Origin of the sequence: Stappia sp. BW2 (genome assembly GCF_008107695.1) — a bacterium.
Classification (GTDB): Bacteria; Pseudomonadota; Alphaproteobacteria; order Rhizobiales; family Stappiaceae; genus Roseibium.
On the sequence record NZ_VIRG01000036.1, the window covers coordinates 265,629 to 287,763 of the forward strand.

The 22,135-nt window shown below is 60.0% G+C and carries 25 protein-coding genes and 1 other RNA gene; 19 read left to right on the forward strand and 7 right to left on the reverse strand.

Going from position 1 to position 22,135, the window contains the following annotated elements; genetic code table 11:
* Nucleotides 1-167: 167 nt before the first annotated feature.
* Entirely contained in the window at nucleotides 168-587 is a 420-nt protein-coding gene (locus FMN63_RS01430; RefSeq protein WP_148582160.1) for an HIT domain-containing protein, read from the reverse strand.
* Nucleotides 588-719: 132 nt separating this feature from the next.
* On the opposite strand from FMN63_RS01430, the gene ffs reads away from it, so the two are divergent.
* The 4 genes from ffs (at nucleotide 720) to FMN63_RS29325 (ending at nucleotide 1,597) form a co-directional block, all read left to right on the forward strand.
* An RNA gene (ffs, locus tag FMN63_RS01435) (signal recognition particle sRNA small type) lies at nucleotides 720-817 on the forward strand.
* A gap of 134 nt (nucleotides 818-951) precedes the next feature.
* On the forward strand, nucleotides 952-1,212 hold the full coding sequence (locus FMN63_RS01440) for a hypothetical protein (RefSeq protein WP_148582161.1): 261 nt from the start codon (nucleotides 952-954) through the stop codon (nucleotides 1,210-1,212).
* The gene (locus tag FMN63_RS01445) at nucleotides 1,199-1,414 is read left to right on the forward strand and encodes a hypothetical protein (RefSeq protein WP_148582162.1); all 216 of its coding nucleotides are present in this window, start codon (nucleotides 1,199-1,201) and stop codon (nucleotides 1,412-1,414) included. Before FMN63_RS01440 ends, FMN63_RS01445 begins: the two co-directional genes overlap by 14 nt.
* Nucleotides 1,415-1,441: 27 nt before the next feature.
* On the forward strand, nucleotides 1,442-1,597 hold the full coding sequence (locus tag FMN63_RS29325; protein ID WP_153297085.1) for a hypothetical protein: 156 nt from the start codon (nucleotides 1,442-1,444) through the stop codon (nucleotides 1,595-1,597).
* Nucleotides 1,598-1,601: 4 nt separating this feature from the next.
* On the opposite strand, the gene FMN63_RS01450 is transcribed toward FMN63_RS29325, so the two are convergent.
* The gene (locus FMN63_RS01450; RefSeq protein WP_148582163.1) at nucleotides 1,602-1,964 is read right to left on the reverse strand and encodes a hypothetical protein; all 363 of its coding nucleotides are present in this window, start codon (nucleotides 1,962-1,964) and stop codon (nucleotides 1,602-1,604) included.
* A gap of 164 nt (nucleotides 1,965-2,128) precedes the next feature.
* Between FMN63_RS01450 and FMN63_RS01455 the strand changes: the two genes are divergently transcribed.
* The 3 genes from FMN63_RS01455 (at nucleotide 2,129) to recR (ending at nucleotide 5,205) form a co-directional block, all read left to right on the forward strand.
* On the forward strand, nucleotides 2,129-4,039 hold the full coding sequence (locus tag FMN63_RS01455; protein WP_502706263.1) for a DNA polymerase III subunit gamma/tau: 1,911 nt from the start codon (nucleotides 2,129-2,131) through the stop codon (nucleotides 4,037-4,039).
* A gap of 87 nt (nucleotides 4,040-4,126) precedes the next feature.
* A complete protein-coding gene (locus FMN63_RS01460; RefSeq protein ID WP_148582165.1) occupies nucleotides 4,127-4,447 on the forward strand; it encodes a YbaB/EbfC family nucleoid-associated protein in 321 nt (106 codons plus the stop codon).
* A gap of 149 nt (nucleotides 4,448-4,596) precedes the next feature.
* A complete protein-coding gene (recR, locus tag FMN63_RS01465) occupies nucleotides 4,597-5,205 on the forward strand; it encodes a recombination mediator RecR (protein WP_148582166.1) in 609 nt (202 codons plus the stop codon).
* Between the two features lie 48 nt (nucleotides 5,206-5,253).
* On the opposite strand, the gene FMN63_RS01470 is transcribed toward recR, so the two are convergent.
* Nucleotides 5,254-6,000, reverse strand: a complete 747-nt coding sequence (locus tag FMN63_RS01470; protein WP_148582167.1) for a class I SAM-dependent methyltransferase — start codon at nucleotides 5,998-6,000, stop codon at nucleotides 5,254-5,256.
* Between the two features lie 182 nt (nucleotides 6,001-6,182).
* On the opposite strand from FMN63_RS01470, the gene FMN63_RS01475 reads away from it, so the two are divergent.
* From FMN63_RS01475 to FMN63_RS01510, 8 genes are all read left to right on the forward strand, one after another.
* A complete protein-coding gene (locus FMN63_RS01475) occupies nucleotides 6,183-6,881 on the forward strand; it encodes a sulfate transporter family protein (RefSeq protein ID WP_148582168.1) in 699 nt (232 codons plus the stop codon).
* 108 nt (nucleotides 6,882-6,989) lie between these two features.
* On the forward strand, nucleotides 6,990-7,925 hold the full coding sequence (locus FMN63_RS01480) for a glutaminase (protein ID WP_148582169.1): 936 nt from the start codon (nucleotides 6,990-6,992) through the stop codon (nucleotides 7,923-7,925).
* 277 nt (nucleotides 7,926-8,202) lie between these two features.
* Nucleotides 8,203-8,601, forward strand: coding sequence for a succinate dehydrogenase, cytochrome b556 subunit (gene sdhC, locus FMN63_RS01485; protein ID WP_148582170.1), 399 nt, complete (start codon nucleotides 8,203-8,205; stop codon nucleotides 8,599-8,601).
* 10 nt (nucleotides 8,602-8,611) lie between these two features.
* Entirely contained in the window at nucleotides 8,612-8,995 is a 384-nt protein-coding gene (gene sdhD / locus FMN63_RS01490) for a succinate dehydrogenase, hydrophobic membrane anchor protein (RefSeq protein WP_148582171.1), read from the forward strand.
* Between the two features lie 5 nt (nucleotides 8,996-9,000).
* Nucleotides 9,001-10,827, forward strand: a complete 1,827-nt coding sequence (gene sdhA / locus FMN63_RS01495; RefSeq protein ID WP_148582172.1) for a succinate dehydrogenase flavoprotein subunit — start codon at nucleotides 9,001-9,003, stop codon at nucleotides 10,825-10,827.
* Between the two features lie 12 nt (nucleotides 10,828-10,839).
* Nucleotides 10,840-11,685 carry an FkbM family methyltransferase gene (locus tag FMN63_RS01500; protein WP_209000875.1) on the forward strand — a complete coding sequence of 282 codons (846 nt, stop codon included), beginning with the start codon at nucleotides 10,840-10,842 and terminating at the stop codon, nucleotides 11,683-11,685.
* A gap of 59 nt (nucleotides 11,686-11,744) precedes the next feature.
* On the forward strand, nucleotides 11,745-12,527 hold the full coding sequence (locus tag FMN63_RS01505) for a succinate dehydrogenase iron-sulfur subunit (protein ID WP_148582173.1): 783 nt from the start codon (nucleotides 11,745-11,747) through the stop codon (nucleotides 12,525-12,527).
* 69 nt (nucleotides 12,528-12,596) lie between these two features.
* On the forward strand, nucleotides 12,597-13,388 hold the full coding sequence (locus FMN63_RS01510) for a nucleotidyltransferase domain-containing protein (protein ID WP_148582174.1): 792 nt from the start codon (nucleotides 12,597-12,599) through the stop codon (nucleotides 13,386-13,388).
* A 27-nt stretch (nucleotides 13,389-13,415) separates the two neighbouring features.
* Here FMN63_RS01510 and FMN63_RS01515 read toward each other — a convergent pair whose 3' ends face one another.
* Nucleotides 13,416-14,240: a class I SAM-dependent methyltransferase gene (locus FMN63_RS01515; RefSeq protein ID WP_209000876.1), complete on the reverse strand. Its 825-nt coding sequence runs from the start codon at nucleotides 14,238-14,240 to the stop codon at nucleotides 13,416-13,418.
* Nucleotides 14,201-15,391 (reverse strand): Rossmann-fold NAD(P)-binding domain-containing protein, encoded by a 1,191-nt coding sequence (locus tag FMN63_RS01520; protein WP_209000877.1) that lies wholly within the window; start codon nucleotides 15,389-15,391, stop codon nucleotides 14,201-14,203. Before FMN63_RS01520 ends, FMN63_RS01515 begins: the two co-directional genes overlap by 40 nt.
* 246 nt (nucleotides 15,392-15,637) lie before the next feature.
* Between FMN63_RS01520 and creD the strand changes: the two genes are divergently transcribed.
* From creD to FMN63_RS01540, 4 genes are all read left to right on the forward strand, one after another.
* Nucleotides 15,638-17,104 (forward strand): cell envelope integrity protein CreD, encoded by a 1,467-nt coding sequence (creD, locus tag FMN63_RS01525; protein ID WP_148582175.1) that lies wholly within the window; start codon nucleotides 15,638-15,640, stop codon nucleotides 17,102-17,104.
* Nucleotides 17,105-17,219: 115 nt separating this feature from the next.
* Complete coding sequence (locus tag FMN63_RS01530; protein ID WP_148582176.1) at nucleotides 17,220-17,597, forward strand: VOC family protein; 378 nt, start codon at nucleotides 17,220-17,222, stop codon at nucleotides 17,595-17,597.
* Between the two features lie 229 nt (nucleotides 17,598-17,826).
* The gene (gene msrA / locus FMN63_RS01535; protein ID WP_205513776.1) at nucleotides 17,827-18,471 is read left to right on the forward strand and encodes a peptide-methionine (S)-S-oxide reductase MsrA; all 645 of its coding nucleotides are present in this window, start codon (nucleotides 17,827-17,829) and stop codon (nucleotides 18,469-18,471) included.
* Between the two features lie 239 nt (nucleotides 18,472-18,710).
* Nucleotides 18,711-19,130 carry a hypothetical protein gene (locus FMN63_RS01540; protein WP_148582178.1) on the forward strand — a complete coding sequence of 140 codons (420 nt, stop codon included), beginning with the start codon at nucleotides 18,711-18,713 and terminating at the stop codon, nucleotides 19,128-19,130.
* Between the two features lie 29 nt (nucleotides 19,131-19,159).
* Here FMN63_RS01540 and recQ read toward each other — a convergent pair whose 3' ends face one another.
* Together recQ and FMN63_RS01550 are read right to left on the reverse strand one after the other, a co-directional pair.
* Nucleotides 19,160-21,049 (reverse strand): DNA helicase RecQ, encoded by a 1,890-nt coding sequence (gene recQ / locus FMN63_RS01545; protein WP_148582179.1) that lies wholly within the window; start codon nucleotides 21,047-21,049, stop codon nucleotides 19,160-19,162.
* Between the two features lie 150 nt (nucleotides 21,050-21,199).
* Complete coding sequence (locus FMN63_RS01550) at nucleotides 21,200-22,093, reverse strand: GNAT family N-acetyltransferase (RefSeq protein WP_148582180.1); 894 nt, start codon at nucleotides 22,091-22,093, stop codon at nucleotides 21,200-21,202.
* Nucleotides 22,094-22,135 lie beyond the last annotated feature (42 nt).

Here is a 22,135-nt window from a genome sequence, read left to right on the forward strand (position 1 = left end):
GTCCTTGGAAGAGAAGGGAGCGAGTTCGAAAGACGGTGGATCTTCATCTAATGCATTTTGAGGCGCGGAGAAACCGCTTCCCGCGACTGCCGCCTGTTACGTCTGCTGTCGGGCGCACCTGAAGTCAAACCAACAGGAGGGGCAAGAGCGCGCGGCGGCACCGGAAATCAATCCTCGTCACCTGTAAGGGCATCCCGCAGCTTTTCGATCAGGGATTCCACTTTGTCGTGGGAATATGCCTGCGCCGGCGCGGCGCCCCAGACCGGGCCAGGCCAGGCGGCATCTTCCCGGTAACGGGCAATCACGTGAACATGCAGTTGCGACACCTGGTTTCCGAGAGCGCCGACATTGAGCTTTTCGCAATCGGTGACCTCACGCAGCGCCTGGCTGGCCAGGGCGATTTCACGCATCAACTGCATCTGTTCCGCGTCTTCCAGGTCGATGATCTCGACAAGATCCGATTTGCGCGGAACAAGCATCAACCAGGGATAATTGGCATCTTTCAGCAGACGGACGGTGCACAGCGTCAGATCGGTGATGAAGTAACTGTCGCCTTCAAGACGCGGATTAAGGGAAAAGGATGACATGAAACGACTCCGGACAGAATTTCCCGAAGGCTACACGCTTCGTGCCGGGTTTGGGAGTGTGATTTCCCGGCGAACAAAAAACCGTGTTTCCCTCTTGCCAAACCCCATCATCCTTCTGATATAAGGCCCTCGGGAGGTTGGTGGTGGACGAGCCACTCGCCAACCGGGTCAGGTCCGGAAGGAAGCAGCCCTAACGAGCCTCGGCACGGGTCATCGTGCCAGCCTCCCACCCTCTTAAAAGCTTCAAGCTTTGCCAAAAAGCACCGCCGGTTCGCCACGGTGCTTTTTTGTTTTCGGGGTTGGCTACGCTCCCTGTCGAATCTCAGCTTTGACAAGATAGGTACATTGGTACCAAAATAACATCATGCAAAAATCAATCGAACGCGTTCAGACCGGTGTGCGTCTGGAAAAGCGGCTGCTCAAGGTTCTCAAGGGCCTGGCCGAGCATCTGGATATCAGCCTCGGCGATCTGATCGAGGGTATGGCGCTGCATGCCTTCGAGAACAAGCCACCCTTTTCGGAAGAAACGCTGGACAAGATCCGCCAGCTCAAGAGCGTCTACGATCTGGATCTGAGCGCGGTCGACAGCCACAAACTGAAGGATGAAAGGGATGCCGGAGCTTAGGGATTATGCGGAACTTTCCGATCGCTTTGAGGCGGGGCACCTGGACCCGAAGGACTTCAGCCATGTGGACCACATCGGCGTTGCCTGCCGGATGTTGCAGCAGGACGCATTTCTCGATGCAGCCAGTCGATACGGCAAGGCGCTGCGCGGTCTCGCCGCACGCGCTGGCGTTCCGGAGAAATTCAACACGACCATCACCTAGGCCTTCCTCGGCATCTTGTCGGAACGCATGGCCGAGACGCCGCATGAAACCTTTGAGGAGTTTCTGGCGAAGAACCCCGACCTCAGCTCGCGGGAGCTGATGGGGACATGGTATTCGGATGCACGGCTCGCATCAAAAGGCGCACGGGAAGGGTTTCTCTTGCCGGACAGATACCGGGACTAAACACTTAGCTTCGCTTTCTGCCAAGGCGCTTGGCGTTGGCACGCACGCGCTTGGCATAGGGCCCCAGGCCCTCGGCCGCGGTCGATTGACCCAGACTTGCGGAAAACTGGCGTAGGGAAAATGGAAAATATGGGCCCAGCCAGAAGTGGCGAGCGGATGTCATTCCATGACGCATCATCGCCATGTTCAGCGCAAGCGTGCTTTCCGTGGCTGCGTCGAGTTTTTCACTCACCATCCGCAGCAACTCCGGATTGGAGTTTGACGTCCCGGACTGCAGGCTGGTCGCCCAGTCCTGGCAACGCAACGCGATGACGACAGGCGCTTGAAACCACAGGGTGAAGAGGTCGTTCGCGAGTTTTCCAGACATATCGGCTCCCGGGTGAAACCCGGCAGGAAATCACGGCCGGCAGGTACTCAACGCGAGGGTTGGGCAAAAGGTTCCCCACGGGCGGTGCGATCAGTTGCCGGACAACACACAAAAACTTTCAAAAGCCCGTCCCACTTTTTGAAAAAATGGTTATGGTGCGGCTCATGGACGAGACAGGCTTTTCAGAAAATGGCGGCGGACAGACGCCGGGACTGATGGCGGATCAGGGCGCGGTGAAACCGGCGGCCGACGATGGCGCCTACCGTGTTCTTGCGCGCAAGTACCGGCCGAAGACCTTTGAAGATCTGGTTGGCCAGGAGCCGATGGTGCAGACGCTGGAAAACGCGTTTGAAACCGGGCGGATCGCGCAGGCCTGGATGCTGACCGGTGTGCGTGGTGTCGGCAAGACCACCACCGCCCGTATTCTCGCCCGTGGCCTGAACTACGAAGTGCCGGGTGTCGCCGACAAGCCGACGGTGAAGCTGACCCAGGAAGGCACGCACTGCAAGGCCATCATGGAAGGCCGCCACGTCGACGTCATCGAGATGGACGCCGCCTCCCATACCGGCATCAACGATATTCGCGAGATCATCGATGCAGCCCGCTATCGCCCGGCAACGGCGCGCTACAAGGTCTACATCATCGACGAAGTGCACATGCTCTCGAACGCCGCTTTCAACGGGTTGCTGAAAACGCTGGAAGAACCGCCGGAACATGTGAAATTCATCTTCGCGACGACGGAAATCCGCAAGGTGCCGATCACCGTCCTGTCGCGATGCCAGCGGTTTGACCTGCGCCGGATCGACCAGTCCAAGCTGATCGGCCTGCTGCGCCGGATTTCCGATGCCGAGGGCATCCAGATTTCCGACGAAGCCCTGATGCTGATTGCCCGTGCGGGCGAGGGGTCTGCGCGTGATTCCCTGTCCCTGCTCGACCAGGCCATGGCCCATGGGGCCGGTGCCATCGAGGCGGAAGATCTGCGCCAGATGCTCGGTCTTGCAGACCGCGCCCGGGTGATCGACCTCTTCGGCCACATCATGGCCGGCCGTATCGAAGAGGCGCTGGGCGAGTTGCAGGCGCAATATGAAGTCGGCGCGGACCCGGCCATTGTACTGACCGACCTGGCGGACTTCACCCACCTTGTCACCCGTATGAAGGTTGCGCCGAAATCGGCGGACGAAGCGTCCGTTACCGAGGCCGAGCGGGCGCGTGGACGCGAGTTTGCCGAGCAGATCTCCGTGCGGCTTCTGTCCCGTGCCTGGCAGATCCTGCTGAAGGGTGTTCAGGAAGTCCAGGCTGCGTCCAAGCCTCTGGCGGCGGCAGATATGGTGCTGGTGCGCCTCGCCTACGCCGCGGACCTGCCGGACCCGGGCGACCTGATGGCGCAGATCAAGAACGGCCAGAACCCGTTTGGCGGCGCTGGGCCGTCCGGTGGTGGTGGTGCTCCCGCCGGTGGCGGCGGCGGTCCGTCCGCAATGGCGGTCGGCATGAATTACACTTCCGGCAAAACCGGCGGTGGCCCGACCATGCAGGCAAGCGCCCGCCCGCAGCTCTCGGCCATTCAGGGCGGCAAGCCGGCGCCTCAGGTAACGCCGCAAGCCGCTCCCGAACCGCAGGCTCAGCCCGCGTACAATCTGAAGACCCTTTACGATTGCGCCGCCCTTGCTTCCGAGAAGGGCGACATTCCGTTCAAGGTGAAAATCCAGCGTCTCATGCGGCTGGTGAAATTCGAGCCCGGCAAGATCGAGATCCAGCCGACAGACGATGCGCCGGCCGATATTGCCGGCGAGTTCGGCCGCAAACTGACCGAATGGACCGGGCAGCGCTGGTTCGTCGTGGTGTCGCGCAATCAGGGCCGGCCCACTATTCATGAGGAACAGGAGGCCAACCAGCAGCAGCTTCTGTCCGACGCGAAGTCGCACCCAACCGTTGCCGCCCTGCTGTCCCAGTTCCCGGGAGCTCGTGTGGTCGACGTCAAGGTTCAGGTAACCGAGGAAGACGACGCTGCTCTGGCCGATCCGATGGTCAGCGATCCGCTGCTGAGCGAAGCGCTCGGCGATGACGAAGACGATTGATCCGTGCTTCTTGTTCTTCTAAATGCAGTTCCCAGATAGGTAAGGTCGCGGAGATCCGCACCACGTGAGGGTTTGGAAGGAGAATCCATGGATTTCCTCAAGATGATGAAACAGGCCAAGCAAATGCAGGAGCAGATGGGCTCGCTGCAGGAGCAGATCGTTGAGATCGAGGCCGAAGGTTCGGCCGGCGGCGGTCTGGTCACCGTGCGTCTCAACGGCAAGAGCGATCTGAAATCGCTGTCGATCGATCCGTCTCTTCTGAAGGAAGAGGAAAAGGAGATCCTCGAGGATCTGCTGATTGCCGCTCATACCGAAGCCCGTGCCAAGGTCGAGCAGGCCATTCAGGAAAAGACCCAGGAATTGATGGGTGGCCTCGGCCTGCCCCCCGGCATGAAATTGCCGTTCTGATACCGGCTGAAGGGCGCGGGGCCATGAAGGCCGTGCGCTGTGCCACGTAATCCGGTCCTCTGACCGCGTCCTGCAAACCAGGGGCGCGGGTGGTTGGTTTGACGCGGCAGATCTTTCAGGTGGTCGGAACGTGCGGTGAAGAGAAAACCATGGCGCAGAAAAGTGTGGCAGGACCGGAAATCGAACGGCTGATCCAGCTCCTGGCAAAGTTGCCGGGGCTCGGGCCCCGGTCTGCGCGCCGCGCCGCATTGCACCTGATCAAGAAAAAGGATCAGCTGCTGGTGCCACTGGCCGAGGCCATGGGCATCGCGGTTCGGGAAATCGGCATCTGTTCCACCTGTGGCACGGTTGATACCTCCGACCCCTGCACGATCTGTTCAGATCCCAAGCGCGACCAGAGCGTTCTGGTGGTGGTCGAGGATGTTGCCGATCTGTGGGCCCTGGAACGCGCCGGCGCGGTCAATGCCCGCTACCACGTTCTTGGCGGCAACCTGTCGCCTCTCGATGGTATCGGTCCGGACGACCTCAATCTTGCATCGCTGATCGACCGCTGCGGATCGGAAGGCTTTACGGAAGTCATTCTGGCGATCAACGCCACTGTCGAAGGGCAGACCACGGCTCACTACATCATGGACCAGTTGTCTCACCTTGAGGTCAATGTCACACGGCTGGCCCATGGCGTGCCGGTCGGCGGCGAGCTTGACTATCTGGACGAGGGGACGCTGGCACAGGCACTGCGCGCCCGAACGCGGTTCTAGAAAGCCCCTTGAGGCCGGACGCCCGGCGCACCGAAGAAGCTGACGACCCTACTTCTCAAATAAAAACGCTGCGCAAAACAGATCGCCGGGGAACCGGTAGATCTCCCGGCTTGAGGAAAAGCCGGCCGCCTTGCCCATCGCCACCCAGTCCTCCGGGGCTTCGGGAAAATCGTGCGTGCTGATGTGCTGCCAGAGGTGGTCGTATTCGGCGTCGGTCAGGGAGCGGAACCGGTGGCGCAGTTCTGTCTGCCAGCGATGTGTGTAGTTTGCCCGGTCTTCGCCGGCCAGACACACAGGTTCCGCGCAGACGAAGACGCCGCTCGGCTTGAGGGCGCCCCGGATCGCCGTCAGCATTTCCTGTTTCTGCGCGGGCTGAAGATGATGGATGGAATAGCCGCACCAGATGAAGTTGGCGCTGTCCGGGCGGCTCAGGATGCCTTCGACCATATCCTCTTCGGCAAGTTCCACGTCATAGGGCACGTCTTTCATCACCTTGGCAGCAGCTTGCAGCGCCGGTCGTGACAGGTCGAGGCCTTCGTAATTGGCAACCTTGCTGCCCTCCAGAACCATATGCGCAAGGCTGGCGTCGCCGCACGCCAGATCCAGAAAGGCAAAGGGCCTGTCGAAACGCCTGCCGATCTCTACGCGCAACAATTGGCCGATTTCCCGGTGGTGCATCTCGTTGGCGCGCACGAGCTTTTGATAAATCTTCCACTCGAACTGGAACATGTCGAGGGCATCGGGTGCCAGAACCTTGCTGACATCGGTGTCGGGGTTGAAGTGAAGATGCAGCATCGAACTGTCCGGAGCGATGGAGTGAGGGACCGACGGAAAATGCCGTTCAGCAAACACTAGTTTCAGAAGTGCGAACCTACAACATTAAGTTTAGTTCCTCGGCTGTACGCTAGCGCAGGCTTGCACATGGCGGGCACCGCACTTATGTCAGCGCAGTCGTTCACGAAAAATTTGAAGGTGTCATGTTCCAAGCTGCCTCCCGCGCCATGTCCGAGGTGTTCGAACCGCCGTTCCGGGCAATTTTCTGGAAGATGCTTGGCTTTACACTTGGCGTGCTGGTGGTCATCTGGATCGCCCTGCAGGGCGTCATCGCCGCCTTCGTTGCACTTCCCTATGCCTGGATGGACACGGCGTTATCCGTGTTGACGGGCATTGGTGCGATTTTTGTACTCGGTTTTCTGATCGCGCCGATTTCAGCGCTGTTCGCTGGCCTGTTTCAGGACGAGATTGCCGACATCGTCGACCGGAAAGACTACCCGGGCGACCGGCCCGGAAGAGCTCTGCCGCTGTCCCAGTCGATCATGCAGACCATCAAGTTCACCGGCGTTGTCATCCTGGGCAACCTGTTTGCGCTGGTCTTGCTGCTTGTTCCTGGCGTCAACCTGGTCGCCTTCTTCATTGTGAACGGTTATCTGCTTGGACGGGAATTCTTTGAGTTCGCGGCCATGCGCTTTCTTCCGGCGGCCGAGGCAAAGGCGTTCCGCAAGGCGCGCGGAGGAACCGTATTTCTGGGCGGACTGGTCATCGCGGGCCTGCTTGCGGTGCCGATCCTCAATCTGGTGACGCCGATCTTCGCTACCATCTTCATGCTGCATCTCTACAAGCTGCTGGCTGCCCGCGCGTCGATGCCCGCATCCGCACGGCGGAACGATACCCTCTAGCTTCACGTAAAGGCTTCCCACAGGCCGACGTTTCGTTGTCGCACGCACCCAGACACTTGCATTGCGCGGTCTGATCTGACCAAGTGCCCCTCCGAAGTGGAGGAGCCCATGCAGGAATTGCTGACGGAAATCGCGGAGGCGGCTGCGGCCAACCCCGAAAAGGGTAACGTTGCGACCTATATTCCCGAATTGGCGGGGATCGATCCCGCCCAGTTCGGCATGGCCATCGCGCTGACAGACGGCAGGGTGTTTACCGCCGGCGACGCCGATGTTCCGTTTTCCATCCAGTCGGTTTCCAAGATTTTTGCCCTGGCACTGGCGCTTGGCCGCGTGGGGGACCAGCTTTGGCGCCGCGTTGGCCGCGAGCCGTCCGGGCTCTCCTTCGATTCGATCCTGCTTCTGGAGCGCGAGCAGGGGATTCCGCGCAACCCCTTCATCAATGCCGGCGCGCTGGTAACGACGGATACCTATCTTGCCGGATCCACACCGCGCGAAGCGTTGGGAGAATTGCTGCGGTTCATCCGCGCGGCCTGCGACGACGACAGCATTCACATGAACGAGAAGGTCGCCAAATCGGAGCTTGCCACCGGTCACCGGAATTTCTCGCTCGCGCATTACCTTGCCTCCTGCGGCAACCTGCAGGCCTCCGTCGAAAAGGTGCTCGGTACTTACTGTCATCAGTGTGCCATCGAAATGTCCTGCCGGCAGCTTGCGCTTGCCGGCCGCTTTCTGGTGGATGCGCCCGGCGTGCCGAGCCTTGTTTCGATCGAGCGGCGCCGGCGGATCAACGCCCTCATGATGACCTGCGGCCATTATGACGGCTCGGGTGATTTTGCCTTTCGTGTCGGCATGCCGGGCAAAAGCGGTGTTGGCGGTGGCATCCTCGTGATTTCTCCCAGCCGGGCGTCCATCGCCGTCTGGTCACCGGGGCTCAACCCCTATGGCAATTCCAAGCTCGGCACAGAGGCGATGGAGCATTTCGCGCGAAAAACCGGCTGGTCGGTGTTCGGTGTTCCCCATGGCGGTGAAGGCGCTCACGGTTAGGTCACGTGCCGACCCGGGATGGATTTAAACGATATAGAAGTAGTTTCGGGTCAATTAGGCCTATAGGATGTTTTGACCTTTTGAAGCGTTGGCGCTATTACGCATCTAGGCAACGCTTTGATTTGCTTACGTTTGCGTAAACGTAAACTGGGGCGAGGTGAGTTGAGGTTGGGTCGTTTGGCCATGCGGCCGCGCCGGTTCGTCCGGGGGCGGAAACAGGTTCGAACGGGTCATCTTAAGCGCATTTCGCTCTAGCGTCGTACGGGAGAGGAATTCCATGTCGAACGCCGATCTGCGGGGCAATCGCCCGCTGTCGCCCCATCTTCAGATTTACAAGCCCATTCTGACGATGGTCATGTCGATCGTGCACCGCATCACTGGCGCGGCGCTTTATTTCGGCACTGTCCTGCTGGCCTGGTGGCTCATCGCCGCTGCGGCGGGCCCCAGCTACTTCGATTTCGTCAACGGCATCTACGGCTCGATCATCGGCCGTCTGATCCTGTTCGGCTTCACCTGGGCGCTCGTGCATCACATGCTCGGCGGCCTGCGTCACTTCGTCTGGGACATGGGCGCGGGCTTCGGCAAGGAAGCGCGCGAGTGGTTCGCGAAAGCGACCATCATCGGTTCCGTTGCCCTGACGGTGATCCTCTGGATCATCGGCTACGCAGTTAGCTAAGGAGAGTGTCATGACGGATATGCGCACACCCCTGAACAAGGTTCGCGGCCTGGGTTCTGCCAAGGAGGGGACGGATCACTTCTGGAAACAGCGTCTGACCGCTGTCGCCAACGTGTTCCTGATCTCGTTCTTCGTGATCCTCGTGATCGCAATGCAGGGCTCGTCCCACGGCGATGTGGTCGACACCCTCAGGAACCCACTTATTTCAATCATCCTGCTCCTGGTTATCCTGTCCGGCGTCTATCACATGAAGCTCGGCATGCAGGTGATCATTGAAGACTATGTGCATGGCGAAGGTCTCAAGTTCCTCACGTTGATGGCGAACACCTTCTTCTGTGCCTTTATCGGTTTCGGCTGCGTCTTCGCAGTTCTCAAGATTGGCTTTGGAGGCTGACCCGAATGGCCAAGACGTATGAATTTGTCGACCACACCTATGATGTGGTTGTCGTCGGCGCCGGTGGCGCGGGCCTGCGGGCAACGCTCGGCATGGCCGAGCAGGGCCTGAGAACGGCCTGTATCACCAAGGTGTTCCCGACCCGCTCCCACACGGTTGCTGCCCAGGGCGGCATTGCCGCGTCGCTCAAGAACATGACGCCGGACTGCTGGGAATGGCACATGTACGACACGGTGAAGGGGTCCGACTGGCTCGGCGACACCGACGCCATGGAATATCTCGCCCGTGAAGCTCCGAAGGCGGTTTACGAACTGGAACACTACGGTGTGCCGTTCTCGCGTACGGAAGATGGCCGCATCTATCAGCGTCCGTTCGGCGGCCACATGCAGAACTACGGCGAAGGCCCCCCCGTGCAGCGCACCTGTGCGGCGGCCGACCGGACCGGTCACGCCATTCTGCACACGCTCTACGGCCAGTCCCTGCGCAACAATGCAGAATTCTACATCGAGTATTTCGCACTCGACCTGATCATGTCCGAAGACGGTGTCTGCCAGGGCGTGATCGCGTGGAACCTCGATGACGGCACCATGCATCGGTTCGCCGCCAAGATGGTGGTTCTGGCGACCGGCGGTTACGGCCGTGCCTTCTTCTCGGCAACCTCCGCCCACACCTGCACCGGTGACGGTGGTGGCATGGTGGCCCGTGCGGGCCTGCCGCTTCAGGACATGGAATTCGTTCAGTTCCACCCGACCGGTATCTACGGCTCCGGCTGTCTGATCACCGAAGGGGCTCGCGGCGAAGGCGGGTATCTGGTCAACTCCGAAGGCGAGCGCTTCATGGAGCGCTACGCACCGTCGGCCAAGGACCTTGCCTCCCGTGACGTGGTCTCGCGCTGCATGACCATGGAAATCCGTGAAGGCCGCGGCGTCGGCAAGAGCAAGGACCACATCTTCCTGCACCTGGATCACCTCGATCCTGCAATGCTGGCCGAACGTCTGCCGGGCATTTCCGAAAGTGCCCGCATCTTCGCCGGCGTCGATGTGACCAAGGATCCGATCCCGGTCCTGCCGACCGTTCACTACAACATGGGCGGCATTCCGACCAACTACTGGGGCGAAGTGCTGAATGCGGACGGCGACAATCCGAACCGCATCCAGGAAGGCCTGATGGCCGTTGGTGAAGCTGGCTGCGCATCCGTTCACGGTGCCAACCGTCTCGGCTCCAACTCCCTGATCGACCTTGTGGTCTTCGGCCGTGCGGCGGCGATCAAGGCGGCTGAGGTCGTTGACCCCAAGTCTGCCGTGCCGACACCGAACGAAGCGTCCTGCGAAAAGATCATGGACCGTTTCGACAAGCTGCGGAACGCTTCCGGCTCGATCCCGACCGCGGATCTGCGCGACAAGATGCAGCGCGCCATGCAGGAAGACGCAGCCGTTTTCCGCACCCAGGAAACCCTGGAGCAGGGCTGCAAGCGCCTCACCGATATCTGGGGCGAGTTGAAGGACATCAAGGTCTCCGATCATTCGCTGATCTGGAACTCCGACCTGGTGGAAACGCTGGAGCTGGAAAACCTGATGGCCAACGCCATCACCACGGTCTATGGCGCGGAAGCCCGCAAGGAAAGCCGCGGCGCTCATGCCCGCGAGGACTACAAGGACGGTCCGTTCTCCGGCCGCGACGACGAGAACTGGCGCAAGCACACGCTTGCCTGGGTCGACGAAGCCGGCAAGGTCAAGCTGGACTACCGTCCGGTGGTCGTCGATCCGCTGACCACTCTGGACGAGGGTGGTATCGATCCGAAGAAGATCGCGCCGAAAGCGCGCGTCTACTAAGGAGACGATGTGGTGAGCCAGGCGGCAACCCTTTTGGACACGAGAAGTCCGTTCGGCACCTATCCCGCCGAACGGATGGTTCGTGCTGCCTGGCGTCTTGCCGACCGGCATGACCTGTCCAAGGGCCTGCGCAGGCGTATCCGCTCCCTGGTGGCGCGGTTCTTCAAGGGCCCTTACGACATGGAAGCGGACGGTCTGAAGTTCCGGATCTATCCGGGCGAGAACTACGACGACCGCAAGATCCTGGCGAAGGGACGCCTGCCGGAACGGGAAGAGCACAAGCTGATCGAGCCGCATCTGGGCAAGGACAAGGTGTTTGTCGATATCGGTGCCAACATTGGCTCCTATTCGATTTTTGCCGCAGGTCTGGGCGCGCAGGTTGTCGCGATCGAGGCCAATCCGCAAACGGCGACGAAACTTGGTTTCAACGTGCGTGCGAACGACCTCGACACCGTCACGGTGGTCAACTCGGCCGTTGGGCCGCGCGACGATATGCTGCCGCTCTGGCAGGAACCGAGCAATTGCGGCTTCGCCACCTTTGTGAAGGACCTGACCACGGGCGAATGGGCGGGCGACTGGACACCGACCTTCGTCAAGGTTCGTCCGCTGACAGCCATCGCCGAGGAGCAGGCGCTCACCCGGATCGACGTCCTGAAAGTTGACGTGGAAGGCTTCGAGGACCGCGTGGTCCTGCCTTTCCTGAGGCACGCGGACCGGAGCCTCTGGCCCCGCGTGATCCTGCTTGAAACCAATTGCCGGCCCTACTGGACCGAGGATTGCCTGAGTGAACTGGCAAACCGCGGCTACGAGGTAACCGGCCAGACGAATGACAACATGGTCTTTGAGCTCTCTGCCTGAGCGAAAGACGATTTGGCCCTGGACGCGAACCCAAGGGCCCAACGCGGAGCAGTAACGAGATGGTTCAGCTGACGCTTCCCCGGAACTCCCAGGTGACGGAAGGCAAGGTATGGGACAAGCCCGAAGGCGCCACCAACCTGCGTGAATACCGCATCTATCGCTGGAACCCGGACGATGGCCGCAACCCGCGCGTCGACACCTATTTCATCGATGCGGACGATTGCGGTCCGATGGTTCTCGACGGCCTGATCTACATCAAGAACAAGATCGACCCGACGCTGACCTTCCGCCGGTCCTGCCGCGAAGGTATCTGCGGGTCCTGCGCGATGAACATCGACGGCACCAACACCCTGGCCTGTACCAAGGGCATGGACGAGGTTGCCGGTGACGTCGTCAAGATCTACCCGCTGCCACATATGCCCGTGGTGAAGGACCTTGTGCCGGATCTCACGCGCTTCTACGCGCAGCACCGTTCGATCGAACCGTGGCTGAAGACCATTTCTCCGCCGCCGGAAAAGGAATGGCGCCAGTCGCATGAAGACCGTGTGAAGCTCGACGGGCTTTACGAGTGCATTCTCTGCGCCTGCTGCTCCACCTCCTGCCCGAGCTACTGGTGGAACGGCGACCGTTACCTCGGCCCGGCTGTTCTGCTACAGGCCTATCGCTGGCTGATCGACAGCCGCGATGAAGCCACTGGCGAGCGTCTGGACAACCTGGAAGACCCCTTCCGCCTCTACCGCTGCCACACCATCATGAACTGCTCGCAAGCCTGCCCGAAGGGTCTCAACCCGGCGAAGGCGATTGCCGAGATCAAGAAGATGATGGTCGAACGCCGGGTTTGATGGACCGGTCAGATTTGTTATGCGATTTGGCCGCCCTCGGGCGGCCATTTCTTTGGGAAGACATGGACCATGGATCCGCAAATTGTCTCTGAAATTCAAGCTCGGCTGAAGGAGCTGGAAACCCGGGAGCGGATCACCATTCCGCTGGCCATCGAAAGCGGCAGCAGAGCATGGGGCTTCCCTTCAGCCGACAGTGACTATGACTGCCGCTTTGTCTATGTCCGCACGATAGAAAAGACGGTGACACTGTTTCCGGTGCGCGACGTCATCGAGGAACTGCTGACACCGGTCTTCGACATAAACGGCTGGGACCTCGCGAAGGCCCTGCGGCTGATGTATGCGGGCAATGCGGTGATTGTGGAGTGGTTGAAGTCGGTCTTCGCCTATCAACTGCACGAACCTTTTCGCGACGCCGCGCTTGATCTGGCAGATGTCGTGTGTGACCGCAGACTAATCTGCAAGCACTACTATCATCTCGCAAAAGCTCAGATCCATAGACAGAACTTTTTCCAGGGCGATGTATCCCTGAAGAAAACGCTCTATTGCCTGAGGCCACTCGCAGCGCTGATGTGGTTAAGTCACCATCCCGAGCGCGCGGTCGCACCGATGAATTTTCAGGATCTGCGTCAGGACGCCGGGTTCCCGGATGCCGTTTCCCGCGAGATCGACATCTTGCTGGAACGCAAGGCGTTGAGTTCCGAAATGGGCTCCGAAACGCTGACCCCTGTCTTGTCCGGTTTCATTCTCGATACTTTCGACAGTTTCCAGTCCTTTGCCAACGCGGGCGAGCCCTCAGCGGAGCATCAGGGCCGGATAGATGATTTCTGGCGGCACTGGTCTGCCGAGCTCAGTCCGTCCTAGAGTGCCAGACCGGCAGGCTCTGAAAACTCACCCCTTCGCCCGGCACACCAGAAGCGAGCTGTTGCACCAGCCCCGGAACCCGGGAACGCGTCCAAGCATGCGGGTGAGGGCGATTTCGGTGGGTTTCAGCGGTCCCCATTCGAAGGTCTTTCCGCGCAGGTGATGGAACAGCTTTCCGTGGCGGTTGGTTTCCTCGTACCAGGGGCTGAGCATCGGCAGATAGGGCAGGCAGGAGAGATAGCCGATGCCGTGAACCGATTCGATGGTGACGGCGCGGCCGATGATGTCCGACCATTCCTTCAAGGTCATTCGGACCTGGTGTTCGGCATAATGCAGGTGCTTCAGCTTCAACCGGTCGAGACGATAGAGCTGGGGCACGACGGCAAGGATCAGCCCGCCGGGGGAGACAACCTCACCGCATTGGCGCATCACCGATTCAATCGCCTCCTGGCGACCGGGCAGATGCTCCAACACATCCAGCAGCGCGATGATATCCGGTTGCCAGGGAAGGTCGTCGCGGTGTTCGGCAAGGCGTGTGGCATCCAGCACGATGTCCGGTTCGAAGGCCGCTTCGTAATCCGCGCCGCAATATTCGAAATCAAGACCCGTAGCGGCGAGATACTCTTTCGAAATCGATGTCGAGCAGCCAATGTCCAGAATCCGCGGCGACCGCCCGAGGTCTTGTGCCCAGCTTGAAATAGTGCGGGAGACGATGTCGAATTTCACCGTCCCGTACAGGTTCCTCTGGGCGTTCGCGAGTTTCTTGACCAGATACTGCGAATGCACGGTGACTTCGGATTGCTCTTCGTCCGCTATGTCTGGTCTCTCTGTTCGATCCAGAGTTTGGTGCACACTGCCTCTCCTTCTGTCGCCAAGCGGTGTATGCCGGGTTCGTAGGTGTAGGTCGTCAGGTCTGTCATCAGGACGATCAGCTCGCCCAGGATCAACTCTACCACTTCATCGGCAACGCTGCCGGAGCCTGGAATGAAATTGGCCGGGTATCCGTCATTGACAAGGCAGATCTGCTTGTCCGCGCCCTGCGGGCCGGGAAGCTGGAAGGCCTTGATCGACGGATGAATGTCTGTGAACGGCGATTGTTCCAGAAAGTCGACGTCGATTTCGATACGCCGGGAACTGGCACTGGCCACCAGACAACCGTTTCGGAGCTGTTTCAGCACGTCGCCGGTTATCGACAGGCGGCCCGATGCCCCGACGACGAGATCACAGGTTTCCAGATCAGTAGGATGCAGCGTCGCGGGATAGCCGGACAGACGGGCCTCGGCGATCTTCAGCGGGTCGACGTCGATCAGCGAGACGATAACATCGAGGCGGCGCAAGGCTTTGGCCAGACCGAAGCCGATCCAGCCAGCGCCGAAGACGGCGGCCCGCCGGCCAGCCAGCGTGTTGCCCATGTCGCGCATGAGGCCGTCGAGGCAGCGGGCGATGGTTTCGCCGCAGCGCACCGCCTCCAGGCGCTTCAACTCACTGTCGGCACAATGCAGCACGGGCACCTTCAAGTGTGTCTGGCCAGCCCGCCAGACGCCTTGTTTGGTGATTTCAACCACCCCTTCCACCAGGTGCAACTGGTCCTGAAACTGTTCGTGCAGCAATTCGACTGCGTAACCGCCGACTTCCTGAATGACGAGCTTCTGGTCGGAGGCCTTGCACGCGTCGAGGCTCTTTTGCAGCGCCTCTGCCAGCACCTGCTTGAAGACAGGTTCGGTCTTCGGGCAGTGAACCTTGTCGCCGTAGATCGCCTGCCATTTCAGCCGTGTCACATCGCTTCCCGAGGAATAGGGAATCCCGATGATGGCGTCGAAATCCATGACGCCCTCCAGCGCATCGATCATGCGCCGGGTGTCGTCAAAGAGATGGGCTACCAGCAGATACCGGTGCCCCTCGCTCTTGAACAGGTCGAGCCGCTTCACCAGCGCGGGCAGATAGTCCGCTCGCCGGGCAAAGGCAGGCACGTCAGAGCTGGGTAGGTTGCTTAATGAGTGCATTGTCAGTTATTCCGAGGGTCCCTTCATTCTGGCACCGTGCTGCCCGCACGCACAAGTGCGAGATTTGAAATAGGCCGGAAAAATGAAGTGGCGAATCCCTGTCTTCCGGCGGTCTGCACAGTCCCTGCACAAACACTCCTGAAAAGTCGCTCTTTCTTGCCCTCTTGTGTCCCGTTCAGCGGTTGATGGTTGCCGTGTTGACTGGGTGCCCTTATGCGGGCGCCCTCTGGCAGAGGGTAAATCTGTATGACTAGCGATAATCATTATGACACCGTCGAACAACCGGAGGAACAGACGCAGTCTGCGCAGCGCCGGTCTGAAAAGGCGCCACCTTTGCGGCCGCCTTCTTTTTTGGGCTCTCCAGCGGTCAAATTCGTGATCATCGGGGTGCTGACCGTGATGCTGCTCGTGCCGAGCCTGTTTGTCTGGGTTCTGGTGGAAGAACGTGCCGATAGGGCCCGTGACGTCGCCCAGGACATTGCCCGGTCCTGGGGCGGCGTCCAGCAAATCAACGGCCCCTATCTGGTCGTTCCCTTCAGCGAGACCTACACCGTTTCAACGGATGACAGCTCGAAAACAGAAATGCGGTGGCATACGGCCATCCTGTTTCCGGAAAAGCTGGATGTCGGTGGCGACATTTCCGTCCAGGAGCGCCGGAAATCGATCTACTCCCTGCCGGTCTACCATGGCAGCGTGAACCTGAAGGGCCGGTTTGCAGCCACGTCTCCCGAAACCTTCGAACCGCAATTTGGCGGGCAAATCGACATCGCAGCGGACAAGGCGGTGCTTGTGGTCGGTATCGGAGACATCGCCGCCTTGAAAAGCGAGGTCGGTCTGGTTCTGAACGGCAACGGGTCCGTTCCGTTCGAGCCGGGTCTCGGGCCCTTGACCATGGATCCGATGCGGCGATCCGTTGCCAGCATGTCCCCGTCCGGCATCAATGCCCCGGTTGCGGCCGGCTTGTGGCGAAACGGGTTTTCCTTCGATATTCCGATTCAGATGAATGGCTCCAAAGCTTTTTACGTCGCACCGGCCGGGCAAACGACAACCGTCTCCCTGCAATCCGACTGGCCGCATCCAGGCTTCACCGGCGCCTTTCTGCCGGAGACGAGAGATATCGGTGATACGGGGTTCACGGCGTCCTGGACCATCCCCTATCTTGCGCGTGGAATTCCAAGGTCGGTGCTTGGCGCGCAAATGCCGTTGCAGGACAAGGCGCTTGGCGTCGAATTCGTCGAACCCGTCAATTTCTACCACACCATCGCAAGGTCTCTGAAATACGCCGTCTGCTTCATCAGCTTGACCTTCCTGGCAGTATTCATTCTGGAGATGCGCTCAAGGTCGCGGGTCCACTGGATCCAGTATGGTCTGGTCGGGCTGTCGCTGATTGTTTTCTATGTCATGCTGCTCGCCCTGGCGGAGCACGTGGGCTACGGACCGGCCTATCTCCTTGCCGCGGCGGCCGCGACGCTCCTGAACACGATCTATATCGGAACGGCGCTCAAGAGCCGTCTTGCGGGCGGCGTGATGCTCATGGTTCTCGCTGCGATATTCGGTGTGCTCTATGCGCTCATGCAAGAGCAGGACTACGCGCTGCTGATTGGCTCGCTGCTTGCCTTCCTGTCTCTCGCCGTCACCATGTTTGCGACCCAGAGGATCGACTGGTCCGGACGGCAGCAGACCGGCGCAAGAGGGCAAGCTGAACCAGCCTGACCGGCTGCCCAAACACGTGACCGGCGGTGCGGTGCTGCACCGCCGGACAAAACGAGGCTTGCATTTTCTATCTCAGTGTTCCTATTTTGTTCTATCAATTGAATTGGAGGGAAAAATGCACAAGAGCCGTTTGGGAGACCTGGTGATCGACTGTGAAGGAGGCGATATCGACCGCCACGCGGAATTCTGGGCAGGGGCGCTTGGGCGAACTGTTGAGGCCGAGCCGAAAAACCCCCGCTATCGTCGTCTCATCGGCACGGAAGATGAAATCGGTATCCTGCTCCAGTCGGTCGAACACCCCTCCCGTGTCCATCTGGATATCGAAAGCGACGACCCGGAAAAGGAAGTCGCCCGGCTTGAAAGCCTGGGGGCGACGATCGTTCAAAAGCTTGATGGCTGGACAGTGATGCAGGCAACCAGCGGCCACCGGTTCTGCATCGTCAAACCACAATTGGCCGGCTTTGAAGAAACTGCCAAGACCTGGGAGACCTAAGCGCTGCTGAAGCTGGCTTGAGTGCCCGGTGCGGGTTTCATCACGGTAGGCTCACGTGCATGTGCTGGTTTGGGGAGTTGAGTTGAGTTTGTCTCCGCAGCGGAGCGCGTTACCTCTGTACGAGAAAACTCGAAATGGGCTTCACGGCGGCTGCCGCCAATGATGCATGTTTCAACGTCGAAACCCAAGCTCGCTGGTCACGCGCAAGCAGCTTTCTGGAGGACCTGACATGAAGCGACTGCTTCCACTCGCCCTTTTCGCCGCAGTCACGGCGTCGATGCCATTGGCAACCGCCCAGGCCGAAACCGCTGTTCTTGCCGGCGGATGCTTCTGGTGCGTTGAATCCGACCTTGAAAAGCTGCCGGGCGTGCGCGACGTCGTTTCCGGTTACGCGGGCGGCGAGACACAGAACCCGACCTACAAGAATTACGAACGGGGCGGACACCGCGAGGCCGTCAAGGTCGACTTCGACGAGACCAAGATCAGTTATGCCGACCTTATCGGGATTTTTCTGCGCACTGTCGATGTGACGGACGCCGGTGGTCAGTTCTGCGACCGGGGACATGCCTACTCGACGGCGATCTATCCTCTGGATGAGACCCAGGCGAAACAGGCCAAGGCGGAAATCGCCAAGGCGGAAAAGGTGCTTGGCAGCAAGATTGTCACGCCGGTCGAGGCGCCGGCCGTTTTCTGGCCGGCAGAAGATTACCACCAGGGCTATTACAAAAGCCAAGTCCGCACGCTCACCCGCTTCGGCTATGTAACCCGCGCCGATGCCTACAAGGGCTATCGGAAAGGCTGCGGCAGGGATGCGCAGGTCAAGGCCGTGTGGGGTGGAGAAGCCTACAAGGGGGTGCACAAAGCAGGGTCCTAAGGCCTGAAAACGGACCGTTTCCTGCGGAGACGGCCCAGGTGATGAGCATTTTCGACGAATTGTCAGGCATCAATTTGCCGTAGGGTAAGGTGCGCACTACATACTTCAGGTGGGCTTACGTCTGAAAGGGCGCTAACATGCTGAACCTGTTTGGAAGTCGTGTAGCAGCAGAGCCGGAATTTATTTCTGAATTGAGAGCCGTCGAGACAGAAGATCGCCTTCGAAGATCCACTGCCGCCATGCTGGAAGCAGCAGGGCTGGAAATCTGCGACACAAACACACCGACCGAATTCGCAGCCGCTGCCACCGTCGCGATCATGCGGCTCGTGCTCAAGGTGGTCGAGCGCGACTTCGATGGTCTGGGTGTCGAAAATCGCTTCGTCACCGGCCTGTTCGGTTTCCTGATTGCCCACAACCTGACTCGGCGCACAAACGCCGATCTGGGCGTCGTGCTCGGAATTGCCGGACTTGATCTCTTCTCGCATGAGGAGATCGAAGAGATCTACAAACTCGGTTCCTCCTACAGACGTCTGCGTCAGCACCGGACCATGCATCTGGCGCTCAAGGACATCATCGACAGTTTCCTGTCGCATCCTGATGAAGAAACCTTGTCGGATCTTGCCGGCGTCTATCAGCTTTGCCTGCAGAAGGACGGCTGACCGGTCAAACTCTGGAATTGGCAGCTCTGCTATACGCCGGCTTCAAAGGCCTCGACCAGTTCGAGGAACGCCTCGCCGTATTTTTCAAGTTTTGACTGGCCAACGCCGGAGACGGCCAGCAGGGCATCTTCGGTCACCGGCCGCGCGGCAGAAATGCCGGCCAGCGTCGCATCCGGAAACACCACATAGGGTGGTACACCCTGATCGCGGGCAATCTGAGTGCGAAGCCTGCGCAGACGCTCGAACAGCAGCTTGTCTTCATGGTCGAGTTCGTCGGCGATGGACGCCGTGCGTGATGAGCTTGTCCGCTTCAGGCCCGCAGCGCTACGGTCCTTGCGCAAGGCGAGCTTTTCATCACCGCGCAAGACGTTCCGTGCCTTTTCCGTCAGCACCAGCGCGCCGAACTGCGTGTGATCGACATCGACGTAACCTGCGGCAACAAGCTGCCGGGCGATCGACTGCCAGGTCTTTTGAGGCACATCCTGGCCGATTCCGAAGACTGACAGCTTCTCATGACCGAAGCGGGTGCTTTTTTCGTTGGTCTTGCCCAGAAGAACGTCGATGACATGGGCCGTGCCGAAGCGTTGTCCGGTGCGGTAGATCGCCGACATCAGTTTCTGGGCAGCTTCCGTGCCGTCCCAGGTTTCCACCGGAGAAAGGCAGGTGTCGCAATTGCCGCAGGGCTTGGGATAGGTCTCGCCGAAATGGGCAAGCAGGGCCTGCCGCCGGCAACCGGCTGTCTCGCAGATGCCCAGAAGCGCATTCAGCTTGGCGTTTTCCGCGCGCTTGACTTCCTCCGGAGCATCGCCTTCGGCAATCATGCGTCGGCGCTGCACCAGATCGGCCATGCCATAGGCCATGAAGGCTTCGGAAGGTGCGCCGTCCCGGCCCGCACGACCGGTTTCCTGGTAATAGGCCTCAACGGAAGACGGCAGGTCCAGATGGGCGACATAGCGCACATCCGGCTTGTCGATGCCCATGCCGAAGGCAACCGTTGCCACAAGGCAAAGCCCTTCTTCCAGAAGGAAGGCATCTTGGTTGGCGGAGCGCTGTTCCGCCGGCAGACGGGCGTGATAGGGCAGCGCCTTGATGCCTTTGGAAGACAGCCATTCGGCGATGTCCTCGACCTTTGCACGCGACAGGCAATAGACGATACCGCTCTCGCCGGAATGCTTTTTCAGGAAATCCAGCAATTGCTGGCGCTGGTTGGTGCGCTCGACAATCTCGTAGCGGATATTGGGCCGGTCGAAGCTGGTGGAAAAGACGGCAGCGTCTTCCATCTGCAGGCGGGCCAGAATGTCCTTCTGGGTGTGCGGATCGGCCGTCGCGGTCAGCGCCACACGCGGCACGCCCGGATAACGGTCGCGCAGGCAGGAGAGCGACATGTATTCCGGGCGGAAGTCGTGACCCCACTGGCTGACGCAGTGCGCTTCATCGATGGCGAAAAGCGCGATCTGCAGCGTGTCCAGAAACTTGCGAAAACTCTCGGTGCCCAGCCGTTCCGGCGTCACGTACAAAAGCTCGATTTCGCCGCGGCGCAGGGCACTGCGGATGCCGTCCTGTTCTTCCGGTGACAGTGTGGAATTGAGGGCGGCCGCCTGAACACCCGCGGCGCGCAGCGCGCCGACCTGGTCCTTCATCAGCGCAATCAGCGGCGAAACGACGATGCCGACTCCGGACCGGCAAAGCGACGGGATCTGATAACAGAGCGACTTGCCGGCCCCGGTGGGAAACAACACCACGGCATCCTTGCCGTCCACAAGCGTTTCGATGACCGCCTGCTGCTTGCCCCGGAAGCTGCTGTAGCCGAAAACCTTCTGCAGAACCGCAAGCGGCTTCGGCTCCGGACGCACGGTCGGAGCGGCAGCATGCTGCACTGGAATGACATCCTCCACGGCAACAGCGGGCGAAACGGGCATGGGTGAGACGGGTCCTTTGATTCCCCCGCACAATGTCTTATTCGCGAAAGAAGGGCAATGAAGGCGCAGCCGTGCCTGTGGATGACCGGGCAGGCCCGGTCCGGGCCGCGAGGAAGTCAGAGGAATGGTCGTTGGCCGGAAGGGCCGGTGCTAGAACTCTGCGTCCGGATCTTTCGCCAGTGTTTCAGCGCAGTGAATGCGCATCTGTTCGGTCAGATCACCAAGGTCGCCCTCAAGTTTCTCCGGCCGGATCGGTTTGCCGAAATGCACGCTGAACTTGGCGTTTTCCTTGTTCAGCAGTTCATTGAACACCGTCATGTCGCGCAATTCGGTGGACACCCTGGCCAGGAAATAGAACAGCCCGGAATTGCGCCCGCCCATGTGCATGGGAATGATCGGCGCCTTGTTCTTGCGCGCAAGTGCGAGGGCAGATGTCATCCAGGGCCGTTCGGTCAGCTTGCCGTCGTGCCAATAGGCCAGACGCCCGGAAGGAAACAGTACCACGACCCGCTCCTTGGCGAAGGCCGAAGAGGCGAGCTTGATCGTTTCCTTGGATTTTTCCCGGCTCTTGAAGTCCGCCCGCCATTCGACCGGAATGATCATGTCGGCAAGGCGCGGGTTGATGCGGATCGCATCGCGATTGGCAAAGATGGCCAGGTCATTGCGCCGTGACTTGATGGCATCGTAAAGCACGATGCCATCGGCAATGCCGGTCGGGTGGTTGGAGACCAGCACGACAGGCCCTTCCTGCGGTACCCGTTCAAGGCCAAGCGTGGTGACGTCAAGCGACAGCAGATTGCTCAGATGAGCAAAAACGTCCAGCGCCTCCATATGCGCGATCGTGTCGGCCATTTCGACCGCGGACTTGTATCGCAGGATCTTGTGCGCGAAGGGTCTGATGAACGGCCACCACGGGCTCGCCATTACCAGCTTGCCCCGTTCGGCGATCAGAACATCGACAATATGCTGTTCTGAAACCTGCCTCTGGGACGCTGCCTGACGGCGCGCCGGCAAGGTGTCTGTCGTCTGATCGGTCGTCCGCACAATGCACCTCTGCCCACGAGATAACTACCTTACTCCGATGCA

Coding starts and splice junctions, on each gene's coding strand:
- FMN63_RS29325 (WP_153297085.1), top strand. CDS start 1,442: ATGGCCGAGACGCCGCATGAAACCTTTGAGGAGTTTCTGGCGAAGAAC.
- FMN63_RS01460 (WP_148582165.1), top strand. CDS start 4,127: ATGGATTTCCTCAAGATGATGAAACAGGCCAAGCAAATGCAGGAGCAG.
- FMN63_RS01445 (WP_148582162.1), top strand. CDS start 1,199: ATGCCGGAGCTTAGGGATTATGCGGAACTTTCCGATCGCTTTGAGGCG.
- sdhA (WP_148582172.1), top strand. CDS start 9,001: ATGGCCAAGACGTATGAATTTGTCGACCACACCTATGATGTGGTTGTC.
- sdhC (WP_148582170.1), top strand. CDS start 8,203: ATGTCGAACGCCGATCTGCGGGGCAATCGCCCGCTGTCGCCCCATCTT.
- FMN63_RS01505 (WP_148582173.1), top strand. CDS start 11,745: ATGGTTCAGCTGACGCTTCCCCGGAACTCCCAGGTGACGGAAGGCAAG.
- creD (WP_148582175.1), top strand. CDS start 15,638: ATGACTAGCGATAATCATTATGACACCGTCGAACAACCGGAGGAACAG.
- sdhD (WP_148582171.1), top strand. CDS start 8,612: ATGACGGATATGCGCACACCCCTGAACAAGGTTCGCGGCCTGGGTTCT.
- FMN63_RS01530 (WP_148582176.1), top strand. CDS start 17,220: ATGCACAAGAGCCGTTTGGGAGACCTGGTGATCGACTGTGAAGGAGGC.
- FMN63_RS01450 (WP_148582163.1), bottom strand. CDS start 1,964: ATGTCTGGAAAACTCGCGAACGACCTCTTCACCCTGTGGTTTCAAGCG.
- FMN63_RS01480 (WP_148582169.1), top strand. CDS start 6,990: ATGCAGGAATTGCTGACGGAAATCGCGGAGGCGGCTGCGGCCAACCCC.
- FMN63_RS01540 (WP_148582178.1), top strand. CDS start 18,711: ATGCTGGAAGCAGCAGGGCTGGAAATCTGCGACACAAACACACCGACC.
- FMN63_RS01470 (WP_148582167.1), bottom strand. CDS start 6,000: ATGCTGCATCTTCACTTCAACCCCGACACCGATGTCAGCAAGGTTCTG.
- FMN63_RS01475 (WP_148582168.1), top strand. CDS start 6,183: ATGTTCCAAGCTGCCTCCCGCGCCATGTCCGAGGTGTTCGAACCGCCG.
- FMN63_RS01440 (WP_148582161.1), top strand. CDS start 952: ATGCAAAAATCAATCGAACGCGTTCAGACCGGTGTGCGTCTGGAAAAG.
- msrA (WP_205513776.1), top strand. CDS start 17,827: ATGAAGCGACTGCTTCCACTCGCCCTTTTCGCCGCAGTCACGGCGTCG.
- FMN63_RS01455 (WP_502706263.1), top strand. CDS start 2,129: ATGGACGAGACAGGCTTTTCAGAAAATGGCGGCGGACAGACGCCGGGA.
- FMN63_RS01430 (WP_148582160.1), bottom strand. CDS start 587: ATGTCATCCTTTTCCCTTAATCCGCGTCTTGAAGGCGACAGTTACTTC.
- recR (WP_148582166.1), top strand. CDS start 4,597: ATGGCGCAGAAAAGTGTGGCAGGACCGGAAATCGAACGGCTGATCCAG.
- FMN63_RS01520 (WP_209000877.1), bottom strand. CDS start 15,391: ATGCACTCATTAAGCAACCTACCCAGCTCTGACGTGCCTGCCTTTGCC.
- recQ (WP_148582179.1), bottom strand. CDS start 21,049: ATGCCCGTTTCGCCCGCTGTTGCCGTGGAGGATGTCATTCCAGTGCAG.
- FMN63_RS01510 (WP_148582174.1), top strand. CDS start 12,597: ATGGATCCGCAAATTGTCTCTGAAATTCAAGCTCGGCTGAAGGAGCTG.